The 15,664-nt window shown below is 40.7% G+C and carries 23 protein-coding genes and 1 pseudogene; 6 read left to right on the top strand and 18 right to left on the bottom strand.

What is annotated here, in order from left to right; all coding sequences use genetic code 11:
• Positions 1-247: 247 nt before the first annotated feature.
• A pseudogene (locus HCR01_RS30420) lies at positions 248-847 on the top strand (ShlB/FhaC/HecB family hemolysin secretion/activation protein); the annotation flags it as partial.
• Between the two features lie 23 nt (positions 848-870).
• Here the strand turns inward: HCR01_RS30420 and HCR01_RS30415 are convergent.
• Together HCR01_RS30415 and HCR01_RS30410 are read right to left on the bottom strand one after the other, a co-directional pair.
• Positions 871-1,023 (bottom strand): hypothetical protein, encoded by a 153-nt coding sequence (locus HCR01_RS30415; RefSeq protein WP_193199743.1) that lies wholly within the window; start codon positions 1,021-1,023, stop codon positions 871-873.
• Positions 1,024-1,553: 530 nt separating this feature from the next.
• A complete protein-coding gene (locus tag HCR01_RS30410) occupies positions 1,554-1,775 on the bottom strand; it encodes a hypothetical protein (RefSeq protein WP_193199742.1) in 222 nt (73 codons plus the stop codon).
• A gap of 1,394 nt (positions 1,776-3,169) precedes the next feature.
• On the opposite strand from HCR01_RS30410, the gene HCR01_RS30405 reads away from it, so the two are divergent.
• Positions 3,170-4,069, top strand: a complete 900-nt coding sequence (locus HCR01_RS30405; RefSeq protein WP_193199741.1) for a hypothetical protein — start codon at positions 3,170-3,172, stop codon at positions 4,067-4,069.
• 146 nt (positions 4,070-4,215) lie between these two features.
• On the opposite strand, the gene HCR01_RS30400 is transcribed toward HCR01_RS30405, so the two are convergent.
• The 10 genes from HCR01_RS30400 to HCR01_RS30355 all read right to left on the bottom strand — a co-directional run bounded on the left by HCR01_RS30400 (position 4,216) and on the right by HCR01_RS30355 (position 11,743).
• Entirely contained in the window at positions 4,216-5,229 is a 1,014-nt protein-coding gene (locus tag HCR01_RS30400; protein WP_193199740.1) for a response regulator, read from the bottom strand.
• Between the two features lie 430 nt (positions 5,230-5,659).
• Positions 5,660-6,328: a hypothetical protein gene (locus HCR01_RS30395; RefSeq protein WP_193199766.1), complete on the bottom strand. Its 669-nt coding sequence runs from the start codon at positions 6,326-6,328 to the stop codon at positions 5,660-5,662.
• Between the two features lie 452 nt (positions 6,329-6,780).
• Complete coding sequence (locus HCR01_RS30390) at positions 6,781-7,623, bottom strand: Bro-N domain-containing protein (RefSeq protein WP_193199739.1); 843 nt, start codon at positions 7,621-7,623, stop codon at positions 6,781-6,783.
• 31 nt (positions 7,624-7,654) lie between these two features.
• Positions 7,655-7,945 carry a hypothetical protein gene (locus HCR01_RS30385; RefSeq protein WP_193199738.1) on the bottom strand — a complete coding sequence of 97 codons (291 nt, stop codon included), beginning with the start codon at positions 7,943-7,945 and terminating at the stop codon, positions 7,655-7,657.
• A gap of 15 nt (positions 7,946-7,960) precedes the next feature.
• Positions 7,961-8,248, bottom strand: a complete 288-nt coding sequence (locus HCR01_RS30380; RefSeq protein ID WP_193199737.1) for a hypothetical protein — start codon at positions 8,246-8,248, stop codon at positions 7,961-7,963.
• A 322-nt stretch (positions 8,249-8,570) separates the two neighbouring features.
• Positions 8,571-10,079: a hypothetical protein gene (locus tag HCR01_RS30375; protein WP_193199736.1), complete on the bottom strand. Its 1,509-nt coding sequence runs from the start codon at positions 10,077-10,079 to the stop codon at positions 8,571-8,573.
• Positions 10,080-10,086: 7 nt separating this feature from the next.
• The gene (locus HCR01_RS30370) at positions 10,087-10,320 is read right to left on the bottom strand and encodes a hypothetical protein (RefSeq protein ID WP_226889731.1); all 234 of its coding nucleotides are present in this window, start codon (positions 10,318-10,320) and stop codon (positions 10,087-10,089) included.
• A gap of 66 nt (positions 10,321-10,386) precedes the next feature.
• The gene (locus HCR01_RS30365) at positions 10,387-10,821 is read right to left on the bottom strand and encodes a hypothetical protein (protein ID WP_193199734.1); all 435 of its coding nucleotides are present in this window, start codon (positions 10,819-10,821) and stop codon (positions 10,387-10,389) included.
• Positions 10,821-11,165, bottom strand: coding sequence for a hypothetical protein (locus HCR01_RS30360; RefSeq protein ID WP_193199733.1), 345 nt, complete (start codon positions 11,163-11,165; stop codon positions 10,821-10,823). Before HCR01_RS30360 ends, HCR01_RS30365 begins: the two co-directional genes overlap by 1 nt.
• 65 nt (positions 11,166-11,230) lie before the next feature.
• Positions 11,231-11,743 carry a hypothetical protein gene (locus HCR01_RS30355; RefSeq protein ID WP_193199732.1) on the bottom strand — a complete coding sequence of 171 codons (513 nt, stop codon included), beginning with the start codon at positions 11,741-11,743 and terminating at the stop codon, positions 11,231-11,233.
• 127 nt (positions 11,744-11,870) lie between these two features.
• On the opposite strand from HCR01_RS30355, the gene HCR01_RS30350 reads away from it, so the two are divergent.
• Together HCR01_RS30350 and HCR01_RS30345 are read left to right on the top strand one after the other, a co-directional pair.
• Entirely contained in the window at positions 11,871-12,080 is a 210-nt protein-coding gene (locus HCR01_RS30350; RefSeq protein WP_413773986.1) for a hypothetical protein, read from the top strand.
• 13 nt (positions 12,081-12,093) lie between these two features.
• Positions 12,094-12,543, top strand: coding sequence for a hypothetical protein (locus HCR01_RS30345; RefSeq protein WP_193199731.1), 450 nt, complete (start codon positions 12,094-12,096; stop codon positions 12,541-12,543).
• A gap of 385 nt (positions 12,544-12,928) precedes the next feature.
• Here HCR01_RS30345 and HCR01_RS30340 read toward each other — a convergent pair whose 3' ends face one another.
• A complete protein-coding gene (locus tag HCR01_RS30340) occupies positions 12,929-13,243 on the bottom strand; it encodes a hypothetical protein (RefSeq protein WP_193199730.1) in 315 nt (104 codons plus the stop codon).
• A 272-nt stretch (positions 13,244-13,515) separates the two neighbouring features.
• On the opposite strand from HCR01_RS30340, the gene HCR01_RS30335 reads away from it, so the two are divergent.
• Together HCR01_RS30335 and HCR01_RS30330 are read left to right on the top strand one after the other, a co-directional pair.
• A complete protein-coding gene (locus HCR01_RS30335; protein ID WP_193199729.1) occupies positions 13,516-13,848 on the top strand; it encodes a DUF5674 family protein in 333 nt (110 codons plus the stop codon).
• On the top strand, positions 13,845-14,219 hold the full coding sequence (locus HCR01_RS30330; protein WP_193199728.1) for a hypothetical protein: 375 nt from the start codon (positions 13,845-13,847) through the stop codon (positions 14,217-14,219). Before HCR01_RS30335 ends, HCR01_RS30330 begins: the two co-directional genes overlap by 4 nt.
• An 11-nt stretch (positions 14,220-14,230) precedes the next feature.
• On the opposite strand, the gene HCR01_RS30325 is transcribed toward HCR01_RS30330, so the two are convergent.
• From HCR01_RS30325 to HCR01_RS30305, 5 genes are all read right to left on the bottom strand, one after another.
• Positions 14,231-14,512: a hypothetical protein gene (locus HCR01_RS30325; RefSeq protein ID WP_193199727.1), complete on the bottom strand. Its 282-nt coding sequence runs from the start codon at positions 14,510-14,512 to the stop codon at positions 14,231-14,233.
• A 67-nt stretch (positions 14,513-14,579) separates the two neighbouring features.
• The gene (locus HCR01_RS30320; protein WP_193199726.1) at positions 14,580-14,774 is read right to left on the bottom strand and encodes a hypothetical protein; all 195 of its coding nucleotides are present in this window, start codon (positions 14,772-14,774) and stop codon (positions 14,580-14,582) included.
• Positions 14,767-15,000 carry a hypothetical protein gene (locus tag HCR01_RS30315; RefSeq protein ID WP_193199725.1) on the bottom strand — a complete coding sequence of 78 codons (234 nt, stop codon included), beginning with the start codon at positions 14,998-15,000 and terminating at the stop codon, positions 14,767-14,769. Before HCR01_RS30315 ends, HCR01_RS30320 begins: the two co-directional genes overlap by 8 nt.
• Before the next feature lie 10 nt (positions 15,001-15,010).
• Positions 15,011-15,361: a hypothetical protein gene (locus tag HCR01_RS30310; RefSeq protein ID WP_193199724.1), complete on the bottom strand. Its 351-nt coding sequence runs from the start codon at positions 15,359-15,361 to the stop codon at positions 15,011-15,013.
• Positions 15,362-15,374: 13 nt separating this feature from the next.
• The coding region (locus HCR01_RS30305) for a hypothetical protein (RefSeq protein WP_226889730.1) at positions 15,375-15,664 on the bottom strand (290 nt) is incomplete at its 5' end.

Genomic DNA, 15,664 nt, shown 5'->3' with positions numbered 1-15,664 from the left:
ACCATTCATATTAAATATCGTCAAACAATCATCGAACCGAAGTAAGTTCACTTTTCTAATTAGCCGTGCTGGAATGGGTACAAAGGTCGTACCTCATAACCTGTTTTCTCTCTATGCAAATGATAAATAATTAATACTAATAAAAAGTTTTAATATAGTCTGAAAAAGTAATGTTTGATGATATAAAGATTTTATCAATTTCGATTTTAATTATCAAAATATTTAGCACTAAGTATCCGCGTTGTAATTTTTTCAAGAATGGATTAATTGCAGTAACCGTGAAGTATTTGCAGTGCGATCGCACTCTTACCAGAAAGTTACGCGATCGCAGTTCAGTCTCGGCATTGGTGCATTCGATGCCACGATTAGCGAAAATGCTCCTGACAGCCGATTTTTCTCGTGGCAAGGACAAGCGCAGTGGGTACGCCTGCTGGCTCCTGAAACCATAGCGTTACTCCGTCTGAACACGCAACTGGCGACTACTACACTCGTGCCTTTCGAGCAATTTAGCGTTGGTGGGCAGGAGAGCGTACGGGGTTATCGCCAGGATTTCCTGCTGGCTGATAATGGCGTGTTTGCTTCAGCTGAAATACAAGTACCCATTCTCCGGGCTGGTGGTACGTTGCAAGTGATTCCCTTTGCAGATTTCGGGATTGGGTGGAATTCTGGTACAGAGAACCCTGACTCGAATACCCTGGCTTCTGTTGGTTTGGGGTTGCAGTGGCGAGGAGGCGAACGTTTTACGGCTCGTGTTGACTGGGGAATTCCGTTGGTAGATGTGGATTCGGACAGAAGAACTTGGCAGGAGAATGGCGTATATTTTTCTGTAATCTATAATGCTTTTTGATGTTTACTATTGTCCGCAGTTATTCATTGTTTAAGGATTTTTCCCTTAGAGTTGCACTGAGCGCAAGGTTGCCACTTATATCCACCACGTTCGTTATCAGAAACAATTAAGCGTCCATCACCCCAGCAGCTAAGGCAAGGAATCCAGGAGGTATCTTGAGATTGTTGATTAACCATTTATATCTAAATAGTGCTCAAGTTTTTGCTAAGTATATATTCTATTATCAACGATGATTATGGATAAGATGCTAATAACAATTAGACTATTAGGTGAAATTATCAGTCTAGCCTAAATAGGATGAAAGCTCTGCTCAATAACTTTTGTATTTTTTGGCACATAAAGCTTTGAGAAAAGCCATTTATGCTCTTGCTAAAGCAGTAAAAACGAGCTTTCTACTAAAAGATAGATATTGTTTACTATTTTTTAATATATAACAGAAGTGAAGAGCCAGGATTCTGTCCTGGCTGCATATCCAAAGCATATGACAAGGCAAATAGTAGCAAAGGTATATTACTGGCGCAAGAGATATGAAACAAGATTTGTTGCTGACTCTTGTGGCTTTATTTTCACAAAGAGAAACTTTTGAGAACTCAAGTAGCTTCTCCTGAGAATTTAGTAATTTAAAGACTTCATACGTGAATATGAAATTGCTTTTTCCCTTTCATCTCAAGAGAGCTAGATACTTTGTTTCTAAACTACAAAAAGATTAGTAGTTAGAGCTAAATGATTTAGCTAAATAAGTAACATGACCGATGGCATATACGTTGACATAGCCTTCAATTAGCTTGTCAAATCCAGTAAAATCGCTGAAGTTATCATAACCACCAGAGATTGAAGCAGTATCGCTCAGGTCATTAAGAAAGCTTTCGGAATCTTGAAACAATTGAGAACCAGTAAGTTTTAATTCAGAAAGAGTGATATTAGCCATGACTAACTCCTGAAAGAATAGTTTTGCAAGCAGTTAAGTTTTCCTTAGCTGTTAATGCAATTTTTATTGAAGAGAATTAGAAAAATCAAGATTAAAAGTTGGTTGAAATAGCCACAAAGAAATAAGTTATGTCTATTTGAGATTTTTAGTTTAATCCTAACTTCAGTTGACAAAAAGAATTTAACTAACAAGGTCAGTCTTAAGGCTGAGAGTTGAATAAGCCATAAGATTGAGAGTAAATTACCTCTGAAGGTGAATGAAAAATAAAGACCCTTTGCTAACAAGGGTTATTTAATAATTTCAAGAGAGCATGAATAATTATGAAAGCAGGAAATGGAGATTTTGAGTAAGGTGAGTTGTAAACGAGGAGATGATTGCTTTTATCAGCAAATGCCAGTTACTTAACTATTATAATTTCAGAACTTAACTCCTACCTGAACTCTACTCTAATTTCTTGCGAAGTCAAATTTGAGAGTAAAAGACTTAATTCCAGAAGTTTGGTCAATGGAATTAATTAAAAGCGATTGTATTTAAAAAAGTAGTTATTAAAAATGAAGATGGGAGATAAATGCATTAAATGTATTTATATATTTCTCAGCGAGAAAACGATATTACTCCCAAAATTGCTAAGTCCGTTGCCATGAACGGACTTTTTTCTCAAGAAATTCTTATTCCTTGTACTTATTAACTTTAAAACTAATTGATTTCTAACTTCAATAAAATATCAAAAGCCGTTAATACCCAGCAAGGTTCGTCAAACCAATTCGCAATTGTGAATTGGGTTGACTCGATAAGAAGTGTTTTTATGTGACTTATGGCATCCAACCACGGAATGATTTATTATCTACCTTAAAGCATATTTCCAAAAGCGAATGAAGCAACTACGATGTTGTTACCAAACTTTTTGCTGTATAGCAAAGTTGATCACGACCTGGAAAGTTACAGTCCAAAAAAATTCTAACATCGTTTTTATTGTGTGATTTCCCTAACATAGAGGTTACTATTGCCCGACCTTCTCGGTATGCCAAAGCCTTGATAAGGCAATACTTGTGAATTCTTTGGTACGGTAATATTCCAGGTAGTGTTTCATTTATAAATGTGAAATTACCTCTGCTCCCTGAGACATCTGAGGCATATATTGTTTCAAATAAAAACTTGTCTGAAGTTGTCGCATAGCATTTACAAGTACTTGTCGTAGATTTCGCTTTTTTGGACAAACCGTAGCAAATAATTATACTGTTTAGTACCTACAAAGATTAAGTTTTTTTTTGGAAAGACAAAGTATGACGCATTGTTCCCTAAAAAATCAGGCAGCCTTCAATCAAGTTTATTAATTGAGGGGACAACGTGCATATCGTAATAAGGCTGCTGATTTCTTTTCGTGGAAGACCCCCGTGACCAATTTTTGGAAAAGATTATTACTGCAAAATAAACGGCGAAAGCGTAGTCTAAAAAATGACTTTTATAAGAGAGTAGGAGGACAGTATTTAGAACGCTTAAGTAGATTTTATGGTGTTCGCAAAGTATACAGTCTTGCCCAAAACAAAATACAAAGTTTGAATCGCACTGTTTACAGAAATCGTTTAGAAATCCAAGATAAATCGATATTTACAGGTATTAGTGTAAAAAAAACCGTAATTGCCATGCAAGATTGCGGAGTCGGATTTGGTCTGCAATTGTCAGCTAATATGGTAAAAGAAATCTCTGACTTTGCTAGTCGAACACCTTGTATAGAACCTGGTTTTCACGAGGAATTTCTGGCAAAAGCTGTTAAAAATGGTTGTTTACAAGGTGGGCGGCATGTAATGCGGGGGCTGGTAAATAATGTTAAAGATTGTCAAGTTATCGCGCAAATTGTCCACGACCCCTTGCTGTTAAAAATAGTTCGGAAATATCTTACCTATTGGCCAACGCTGATAACGCAGCATTTAACCTGGAGTTTTGCTTCATCCCTGCCAGAAGCAGAAATCAAGAAAAGTTACCCACCAACTAATTTTCATTATGATATTGCTGGTTATAACTTTATGACAGCGTATTTCTACATTACAGACGTAGATATAGATTCTGGTCCCCACGTAATGATTAGGTACTCTCACCAGCAAAAGCCATTACAGATGTTGTTGACTTCTAATTGCCAACCTGACAATGCCATATTTAATTATTACGGCAAAGAAAATCAAATAGTTATTACTGGGAAAAAAGGATTTGGCTTCGTTCAAGACCCTTCTTGCTTTCACAAAGTGAAACCCCCTGTCACCTCAAATCGGTTAATACTACAAATTCGATATTCATAGCTTAAAAGTCCAAGCAAGATTAAAAACTTGGACATAGACGCAAGTCAAGACTTCTTTAATAGAATTCATTAGAGAAGAGAGATTTCTACTAGCACGCCCGACGCTGGAATAATTTTTCTGGAAAAATCTCTCAAAAGGGCTAACAATTAGCAAAATCCACAACGCTTAGGGGCACTGCTCCCGAATAAATAGCAAGTTGGGTTAGCAAAAGACGAATCCAAGCTGCTATGGATAAAGCGATCGCGTCCTGCTGCTTTTGCTTGATACAATGCTCTATCTGCCGTGGCAATTATTTGTTGGAAGTCAGAATTAGGCTGAGGAACTACTGTAGTTGACCCAGCACTCAGAGTTATATGAGAACAAAGTAGTGAATTGCGATGAGGAATTGCCAATGTGCGGACAGCACAGCAGATTGTTTTAGCAATATGAATAGCCCCAAGTGCGTCTGTATCAGGTAAAACAACAGCAAATTCTTCCCCGCCATAACGGGCAACTAAATCCGCAGTCCGCTTGAGAGCATCTTTGATAGCTCTAGCAATTTTGACTAGAGTGCCATCGCCTGCGAGATGACCATAAGTATCGTTGTAAGACTTAAAGAAATCAACATCGCACAGAATCAAGGATAAAGGCTGTTGTGAGCGTGTTTGGCGCTGCCACTCAAGGGAGAGGTATTCCTCAAATCGCCGACGATTGGCTAGTTGAGTTAACTCATCAAGATTAACCAAAAGTTGCAACTGCTGATTTGCAGCAAGGAGTTTTTGTTGTAACTGAGATTGTTCAATCAAGCGTTTTAGACGTTGGCGCAGAATGGGCAATAGAACGGGTTTGGTAACATAGTCAGTTGCACCGACTGCAAATGCATGGTTAATCGAGCGTTCATCTTCAACAGATGTAAGCATCAAAATGGGAGTGTGCTGACCCTGATCTGATGAATGTAACTTGTGGCAACACTCGACGCCATCCATATCTGGCATTGAGATATCAAGGAGTATGATGTCAGGGTGGAGTTGCTCAAAAACATTTATTGCCTCTATGCCATTTTCAGCCTCCGCGACTCGATATCCATCCTGCTCTAAGAAAAGTCGCAGCACTGTGCGGAAAAATGGTTCATCATCAACGATCAGAGCTAATAATTGATTTTCTTGAATAGGGGCTGTCATGATGCTTGCTGATTCGGAGTTAAATCCTTGACTCCAGGACAGAGCAGCACACTAGGGCGTTAATATCGACAAATAACTTGTGATTTGAAAAGCAATAATTAGGCATAGATCACTAATAGGATTTATGCCCAAAAATTCTTGGTAATCAGCCCCTCTTAACAATACAGTTACTAGATTGATTAAGCAAGATTTCCAGTAATTTTACGGTTGCAGAAATATAGGGCGTGTTTTGTCTGAGCAGCAGGACAAACACATCTAAGAAGTTGTCATGAAATAACGATGAGCTTTTTAATTACGGTTCCAATGAAAATTGATGTTTATCAACCTGATATTAACCATAAAAAGTGGCGTTGTTAAAGAGATTTGTGCAGATAACGAAGTTACACCACCGCGTGTAGTCCAACTGTCCACACTTGTGGGAACAAACATACTATTGTTGATAATCCGGGCAGTTCTCGCCATCCCATCCTCGCGCGTGAATCCCGCAGACTAACATATTCCCACCATAGTATTGCCCATGATAATTGTCGCAACCAATGCAAGCTAATGGTGTTGATTCAGTCTCGTCTAAATCATCCTCATCCTCGTCTTCATCCTCTTCCACAATCAACGCACAATTGCAATTCGGGCAGTGGTCTATCTCCCTCGAATTATCATCAACTAAACAAGTTTCAAGTCGCAAATGACTGCTGTATTCGCCAGTATCGCTAATATCAACCCTTAGTGTAGAGAAGTAGGGATAGCTGCATTGGCAGATATTCACTTCACATTCAACATCATTAGTGCAACAGGGCTGAAAGTATTTTTCAGCAATCTTCCAATCCTGCTCAAGAGAAATACTTTCAGGATTACCCTCGAAATCTACTGTCCACAGTTTGGAGTTGTGAAAGATTCTTAATCCGAAAGATGAGCAGTCATGAGCCATATTTACAATAATTTCGTAGCTCTTAGCCGATTCATAATCAAAACTTCGTTTGCTAACTCTCAAGCTTTGATCGCGCGGGTAGGTTTGAATGACTAAGTACTCTCTCTCATCAAAGGGGTTGAATTCTGCGGCAACGTTCGCCTTTAAGAAAAGGAAATCTTTCAAGGTATCCATTGTTTCTCCTGATTGGAATTTGAGTTTTCGTCTTTTAGCAGATATAATTCCCGGAATTACGTCTAATTATCTAAGCCGAAAAGCTTGCTTTTTCAAATAGAATCATTAAAAATAAATATGTGCAAAAACTTAGATGGAAGATTTAGGCAGTAGATCCAACGGAATACTCTACCAAACACAGTCTGCTCTTGCGGACTTTTTTATGCAGTTCTTTTTCCAGATATAATTCCAGCAGTTATGTCTAATAGATTGCCGAAAAAGCTTGTATTTAAGAAGTAAGTTTATAAACATAAATATGTCATGTAAATGCATTTTGTATTTACATGATTGTCACTGACTAAGGTGATACGGTTTTAGCTACGGGTAGTCCGCAAACGCGGACTTTCCTTAATTGATTGGAAAAAGAGGTTAAACCCAATCAAACATTTAACCTCCAAAACAGTAAGCTCATTTTAAATTACCACGCTCAAGTCAATCACTTCTAAAACATCGGTCAACCAGCGAACATGCTCTACAGTTTTATCGTGAGTACGCGCTTTATCGAAAACTACAGTACCCCACTGCTTACCTTCGTTCGTCAAATGCCAAATGTTTTTCCGCTTCTGTTTGCCTGTAGTATCAGTTTTAATTAGAACTTCCTTGCGTTGTAAACCAGCCGACTCCAGAACGCGATTGACCACTTCTGGCCTCACAGGCTTAGGTAGTCCGTTACGTTCAGCGTAAATTTTGCCAAGCTCAGTTGGAGGCAAGTGTCGGTCGGGAGTCGCTGAGATTTCCTGAATTGCCCCTACTAATTCTTTAGTCATCGGAGAAATTTCGGGACACAACGCCTGTACACCTCGAAGGATAGTGATTGTCTGTAGTTCTGCACTAAGCCTAGTAAGCGCAAGTACTTTTTGCCCAAAATTCACCAGTTCATCAAGGGTGGGTTTGGTGTTCTGCTGTTGGTCAGAGTTGGGCATTTCGTACTTGCCAGTACGGCGCAGCGATGGCAGGACTTGGTGAAAGACCCACCGTTGGAACCGCTTTGCAACTGGTTTGCGAGATTTGAAAATCAGTCTGTAAAGCCCAGCTTCGCTAACAGTAAGCATTTCTTGCCCTTGAGAATTGTCATCACCAGGGGTATATACATTACATAGACCCCTCTCATCCGCATCAAAAGAAGCTAAAGCTTGTGAGACATTTTGAATTTCCAGAATCGTACAGACATCCGCAGCAACCCATTCTGGTTTGTCTGGTGTGCCGACGAATCGAACTTGTTGAGATTCAAACACAAACACTGATAAGTTAGACATAGATTTACCTCTTATTTTTCACCTGAACCACTCAAACCCGGAAAAATCTACTCCATACATTACTCTTTTTGGGCGCGCACTCTCCCTCAAGAGCGCTCTTTAATCCCTGATGCTGTGACTGAATCTCTAACGAGTTGAAGTCATAAATTGCTTGAGACAGTTCAGGATTTTCCTCCATCAACTGAGTTTCCAGATCTAACTCTTGCTGTAATAATTCGGCATTTGTTTGTATAAACATTCGTTGCTGATGTCGGCGTCTAATCTGTGATTCTGTCAGTTGTAGTTGCTGGCCAAAACTTAATTCGTCGTATTCGTTATACATTTTCTTCAACTCCGATTAATCCAAAATATTCTGCGGCCAATTCATCAAATAAGTGAAAGCCAAACAATTACCGTGATTAGTGTAAATCTGAGCGCTCGCTTTAAAAACCTCTGGCATATTTTCTGGCGTGACTTCAGTAAAGCGAGAAGACAGATTGAATGCAGAGTTTTCAGATTCTGGAGAAATAACAGGAATTTTCTCAGCCCAAACAATCAATTTTCGCTTGTCCATCTCTGCTAAAGTCTCTGCATTAACAAAATCGAGAATAAAATCAGGTAAAAACTTAATTAATAGTTTAATCAAAAGTCAATCCCTGCATACAATAGTTGATATCCAAGTTGTAAGCGTTTCGTAAACTCTTGCGTATTTCGATTGCTCCAAACTGGATTAACTCTACTCTTAATCCAATTGGCTGTTGAATGTGCAATTTCATGATGACAGTTTTTACAAAGGGGAAACCAATTAATTCCTATTTGCTCTGTTGTCCCGTATTCTGTATGGTGCATTTGTGTTGCTCTTATTGTTAAACAGCAACAACATCTATTCTGAGCTTGCTTGTGTTCTCGATGAGCTAGAGCTACCTGTTTTCGATACATCTTGAGATCACCATAGCGAGCATCCCAGTTTAATCCTCTGGATAGCCCAAGTTTTCTAGCAGTAGAGTAATACCCTTTTCGTTTAATACCTGTCCTGTTAGTTCCTGATACTTCTGCTTGAGTTCTTGATATTTTGGTCGTCTTCCCAACTCGTTTGCCCATTTTTTGATCTCTTCATACCAATCAGTAGATGCACTTGTAGAATCGCTTGATTGTTTGTCTTGCTTTTGTTCCATACCCTGGATATCAAATTCTGGAATCAGAGCAACAAAGGGATTACCACGAGTCGGAATCACCAAAGCGTAACGAACACCCGCTTTCTCTAATAGTTCACATGTTTGTCGTAGAACTTCAAGAATCTCTTTTTTGACATTTACAAAGTCTTGGGGATGCTCCAGGATGTAAGACGATGTTTGTCCTGTGGCCATAAAACATACATTTTTCAGCGATGGACGGCTAAATCCAGTTTCACTAGACAATGGAGATTGCCCCATAAAAATTCCGTGGCCTTTGAGTCCAGCGGTGAATTTGATGACATAGTTCCAAAACCCTTGTAAGTCTTTGGCTGTGTCAGCATCAACCATTCCCGGTAGTCCTTTACCACCGCCATAAACACTATCGACTTCATCTTGTAAAAGAAATAATTCGGGCACACCCTGACAATCACCACCCACTTTGGCGACTCTGGCTTTTTGCTGCTCAATTTGATTTGTAGCAAAAGTTCTCCAATCGACTAATTTTGCCATGCCATCAAACTTCTTGGTAAACTTACACAACCAGCGTGTCACTTCATCTTTGGGATCACTACCGAGGACAATTGCTGGAGTTTGAGACTTGCTCGCAATCTTGTTAACAATAACCCCTGCAAGAGTGGACTTACCCGACTGTGTACCCCCACTAATATAGAAATGGTGATTGCTGCGTTTAGTCATGTCGTGGTTCGCCGCAGCATCACACACTTGGTTTAACCATTCAGCATCTAGTCTGATGTATGAAGGATAATTAGCTGCAATTGTCTGCAAGACTTGCAATGCCCCAGGATTGATTATAGACTGCACTAATTCTTCATCAATGTCAGCAATTTCTGGGTTAGGGATGCCAGGACGTGGGGGCACTTGTCGTGCTGGTGGTTCAGGTAATGCCACTAAGCCTTGCATTCCATATTCCTGAATCCATCTGGGTCTTTCATGTTCTGGCAGCCCGTTGATAAAAGCCGCAATGTCTCTTTTCGAGGCGATCGCACTTTTGACATGATGAGACAGAGCTTTACCTTGTAACTCTTGCTTGAGTGCCTTCAGGTCGGCCTCTTCAAGAGAGGCGTGGATTTTTTGCTTACCCTCAGCAATTTGAGCTGAGACTCCAAACAACCCCGCACTAATAGTACCAGCACCAAGCAACATCCCAGTCATCGCTCGGTCAGTATTCAAGAAAAAAGGAGCCGACAGACACATCACTGCACTGGCCCCCAAGGAGAACAATGTGGCTCTCTCGACACTCACAACGCGACTTGTAACCAATCGCTCCAGTTGAAATACCATTTATCTGCTACCTCATCCCCAATGAAACACCAGCGGCAACTAAAGTTAAAAACATCAACGCAAACATTAATCCTGGCATCATTGCACTGATTAATGTCTTACGGTTAAAAGCATGTCCTTTTCTTGTGAAGTCCGCAAAATTGAGAAATCCATCTGCCAAGCACACAATGCAGACCATGCCGATAATCCAAACTATATACTGACTAATAGGACTGGCGGCTCCTAAAAATCCTAATAACATTGACAGCCCTACCCCACAGACGATGTACCCAACATATGAGAGCTTGAACTTCATTTCACTTGACCCCTAAAACTTAAAGCTATCGCCTACTTCGTTAAATGCCTGCTCGTAGCCATTAAGTTGTCGATGCTGTTCAGTCGAGCCGAAGGCATGACGGATAACTGCCTCACCGTGCATCGCTTTGGTACGCTGCAATTGTTCTTCTACCTTCATTGCTTCTTGGCTATACTTCAATTGGTTATCGTACATTGTTGCCAAAGACTGCAACTGCTTGAGTCTGTGGCGGGACATCTTTGTATGCAACCATTGTTGGGCTTTGAGAGTACCAGCTACTTCTGCCTCGTTCAATACCTGTTGGGCTGTAGTGTATGCTGGTAAACTATATCGAGAGCGAATAGTTGAAGGGACATCTCCCTCTATCTGGGTGGCATCCCCAACTTTCAGTTCGGTTGATAACTGATTACTACTGCCAAACAAACTAGGCAACCATTTCCCTAACATTACCTAACCTCCATTGTTTGAAACTGTTGAATTTGGTAATTTACAAACCTTGTCAGACTGAAAAATCCTAAAATTAGAAGCATGAACACTAAGCAAGCAGCAATCAATCCTTGAGCTTCCATGCCCCGTTGCATCATCTCCTCAAGCTTTTTCGTGTCCCGCGAGCGCACTCTTGATTCATCAATCAGTTGTTGCAGAATCAACCACTCTTCATTACTCAGGTTTTGCAGGGATACCCCTCTTAGATTCAGTTCTCCATCTGACTTCAGTTGAATATTGATCGGTTCGGTCTTCAACTGTCTGTTGAGGCTTTCTATTAACTGCTGTCTGGCTGATGCCTGCATAAATTACTGCTCCCATCAATAATGTCAGCAACAGCAGGTTTAATCCAGCCGCCGCTTGAATCAACTTACTCGGCTGCATTTGTTGGGCTAATGCCGAAAATACCCGTAACGAGTTGTTCACCGACTGCACGAAAGGAATCTACATCCGCTTCCTCCTCCATCGCCTTCTCAACAAATTTACTCACCACTTCCTTGGGTGCATTGCGGATTGATGCTAATAGTTGATCGGCTTTGTCAGTTGTGTAAGCATCAATACCTACGTTTAGAACATTCTCCAAAGATTGGATTTCTTGGTTAGAAACCTGGGATGCCTTAGTGATCGCTTCTTGCAATGGTGGTGTGGTTTTACGGCGGGGGGAATTCTTGCCCAGTTTGCCGCCTCCCGTACTCTTGGACTTGCCATTGGTGGCTAACTTCCCAGAGGATGAACGCTGCTCAAGAATGTGCTGTGCTATTACTTGTGCATCAGAGTCACTCAATTGGTTAATGTCTACACCAACTTCAACGCAGAGTTTAGCAACCTCTTCTTCGCTGACTTCAATGTTGTAAGACTGTAAAAGTTGTTCAATTTTGTCCATATAATCTCCTGGAGGTGATACATTCAAAGCTAACGCAATCTAATCACAATTGCAATTAAATTGCGATGAATTTAACCTATAATTAGATAAACTTCTTTCACAAATGCAATGATTTTGGGATGATAATGTGATGAATCCACATATAGAACAAGTCACAGACATGACTGACCGTTACCAAATCACTATCACTCTTTGTAGAAAAGCTTATGACCAATACAAAGAAGTTTCTGATTGGAAAGAAATTCCTATGGCCACTTTGTTGCGCCAAATACTTGAGCGAGAGCAAGAGTCTCCAGCTTTTGCATCTTTATATAGGAGGGCTGCTGCTAAAGAGTAGGGACAGATGAATTATGGATAAATACCCCTTGGATTGGTTAAAGCTGTCTTGCGAAAAGGTCTATTGCCGTTCAATCACAGATCGTACTTGGCGTAAATGGCTTCGACTATGCCAAGTTCTGCCGTATTCTCGTGAAATTGACACTCAAAAAGCACTATGGCTTTTGACTTTGGCTTACATGAAAAAACTTCAGCCTTGTCAAAAAATTACTCTGCTTCAAATTAAGTTCAAACTCAAAGAAAACCCACTAGCAGAATTACATCTTGCTGAAGCTATTTATGATGCTCGTTTCACCAACGCTAAAGGAAGAGATTTACCAGAGATCATCTTGAGAGTTACTGGCAAGCAAGTAGCTTTACGAACTCTCTACCGATGGGCACAAAAACAGCAAGTTACTTTTCAAGTGGAAAAACGTTTAACTCGCCCAGAAGTTGAGCAATGGATTCGATGGGCTACAGCTTGAACGCTACAAAAAAAACGAACAATGAGGGGCAATTGCCCCTCTTTTTTTGCCTTCTAATCGTGATGTCACAAAACAATCGTTCCGTGTCATCACTCAAGTGTCTCAAACCATTATTATTTCGTTGTGACACCCTTCCGCTTTTCTTGAAACCTAGTCGTTTCTGGTGTCACAGTCTTTAAAAATACAAAACCTTATTTGATAAAGCTTTCAGGTGTCTAAAAAGCCCAACCCTTCCGCTTTCCCTTCCGCTTTTCGTTTTGAAGGTTAAAAACAGCTAGTTCAAAAACACTGTAACTTAGTCCTGACAGGCTATTGAGGTGTCACAGCTAAAAGCGGAAGGGTTAAAGACGAATTAGAAAAATCCCCAACTTCTGCCTTATTTATTTCAGGGCAACTGTTGTGTCAGCACTACCATCTTTCGTTGGTGAGCTTCAATTTCTGCCGTCAGAAGCCTACGTAATTCTTGTGGGGCAAGTGGTTGCACTTCATGCTCTTGCAAATCCTCTACTTGTTTATCTTTATTATTGGTACTAACTTGTACTATGTACTGCCATGAGCCATCACTGGATTCAGCCAGTAGATTATCAGGCAAGCAATATTGAATGCCGACGATCATTCCTTGTTTTATGCGTTGCCCCAACGAATATTTCGGCACTGTCCAGTAGCTAGGAATAACACTAGTGATTTTCAAATTTTCCATTTGTAGCTCTACAAAGTTGATTGCAATCAATTGTTTATCTATTTTCGTGAGAAACTTGTGGTTTCTTACGGGACTTGGATTGGATTTGAGTTAATTGAGCGACTGCGCCCAGTCCTACCATTCCTCCACCAACGGCGTCGTATCCCTGCTAAACTTTTGCACTCCGAAATATCCCACTGCAACTGCTGCTAATATCCCAGTAGTGCTTGCAATGATTAATTGATGCCCTTTCCTAATTGGAATACTTTCCTTTGATAGAGTTTGTGATTTGAATGATTCTGTTATTACGTGATCGCGCTACCCCTAAACAAATTGAACTTATGTTCCAACAGCACAAGTTCTACATTAAAACCGCAGTCGATATTGAGCGTTGGGTGTTGGCTGGTGGTGGTGATTTGCACTATGATTGCGAACAAGCCTTGCTGAATGATGGTAGTCGGCAAGAAAATATCTGGTGTGCTAGCTTCATGCCTTTAACTGGAAGGATGATTTTTGAATCAATCGTCAATCTCCGACCTCGGCAAAATAAGTCAATGGAGATTTTAGACCCTATTATTAGAGAAAGAGTAGCCCAAATTATTGTCGAGTTCCTGGGAAATGTATGATCGAAGTGACACCAGAACAACAAAATTTTACGCAAGATGATGTTTCTACTCGCCTGCATCATTTAGCTGCACACCTAGAGCAAATTCAGTCTTTGTGGACTGAGACATCATCCCAGGATTTGATGATGCCTCTGGTAAAAGAAAGTCGGTACTTTCTTGAGTGGACTGTTCCCGACATGGTGAAAGCTGACGACATTGATCGAGCCTCCGAGTTGGTTGATTTAGGTCGGGTTTTAACTCATTGGCTATTTCATTGGGACAAAATTTGGTCTGATACCGAACAAAAGCGGGTTGCACAGGGACAGACTCAAGATTGGTTACGCCGGGTTTTGGAAATAGCCGATACACAGCCAGAATCACTGAGCGCTTAATTTTCACAGTTTTACTTTTTATTCGCCAATCTTCTTTGCACTAACAACGAGCGCAAATACCGCCGACATTCCGCCTCACCCTTGTATATCAGAATGCGGAGGGCCTCAACCTCCTGCATCGAAGACATACAAATTTCAGCGATCGCCTCTATAAGATTCTGCTGCGATCGCACATAATCTTGATGTTGCTGCTCTAACTCAGCAACCTTGGATTTCAACTGCTGAATCTGCCGCAATGCTTTGGTCAAGGACGACTCTCTGTGCTGAAAATCGTTGTCTACAGATAACCGCATGTTGTAACTCCTTTGTATGTTTAGGTTAATACCTCGATTGGCAAGGTATTTGCTTCCTTCCGGTTCGTTAATTCTCTGCAAACTCTTCGATACTGTGTAATTCCCGTCTGATAATTTGCGCTCCCAACTCCCGATGCTGTCTCTTGGAGTTGGTGAATACATATCGGGCTTGCACAGCACATTGGGACTGATGGCTGTATCGGAGTTGCACCCCACGAAACTCGTACAGCTTTCCTTTGATAAGCGTTTTTGGTTCAGTCATTTATAATTCCTTCCTTGTATTGAGTGATCTGTTCTACTTCGTCAATCGCCTCCACCAGCTCCCCTAAAACATTCACAGCATCACCGATGTAGACATCGTTTGATGTTGAAAAGTAAGGAGAAGACTGAATCAGTCGATAATCTGTAGTACTTTGAACAAGCCGCAAAGTCTGCTGACAACCCTGGAGAATTGCCCGTATTTCAGATGTAGTTAGTATGATTTCCATAACTATTTTGTTAACTAAATTTCTCGAAATCTAGGCAGGTATCACTCTCTACACCATGAGGATGTATCGCGCAAACCAGCATCACTCCTTGGTATTTAATCCCATGAAAGTTCCGGCAACCCCTACAAGCTTTTGGCATTGCTTTGCGTCTTTCTGATAAAATCTTTTCGATGTCTGACTCGACTTTGACTTGATACAAACTGGCTGAAGCTATCCCTGTCCCTCCCAGAATCAAGCACGAACCAGCCAAAAAACTTTTGACACTTGCCTCACTAGTCCCTTTGAATATAAGTGTGCCTCCAATGAATGCTGTTGTTATTCCCAGCCCGATAGCACAAATGTTGAGATATTTGTTTGGCACGGGTTTCTCCTAATTATTTATGAAAATTATCCCTGCTAATACTAAGGCTTGCCCCCAGTAAAGAACTGCCTAAGAAGGTGGAAAAACTAACCAACATACCTCCCAAACAAGCGTTTTTCTGATAGTGCCAGCTAGAGAAAATTACTCTGGGATTAGTATTTAACTCGATAATTTCTAATCCCCAGCAAGCGATCGCCCCTACTCCCGCAAATCCGGTAAACAGTAAAGAGGCAATCGCTGCCGTTTCTATGGTGCGGTCAATGAACTTCTTCATCTTGAAAACTCTTCTGCTCCGGCGACGAA

The sequence above is a fragment of the Nostoc sp. MG11 genome, from assembly GCF_014904695.1.
Taxonomy (GTDB): Bacteria; Cyanobacteriota; Cyanobacteriia; order Cyanobacteriales; family Nostocaceae; genus Komarekiella.
This window is presented reverse-complemented; position numbering and strand designations above follow the sequence as displayed.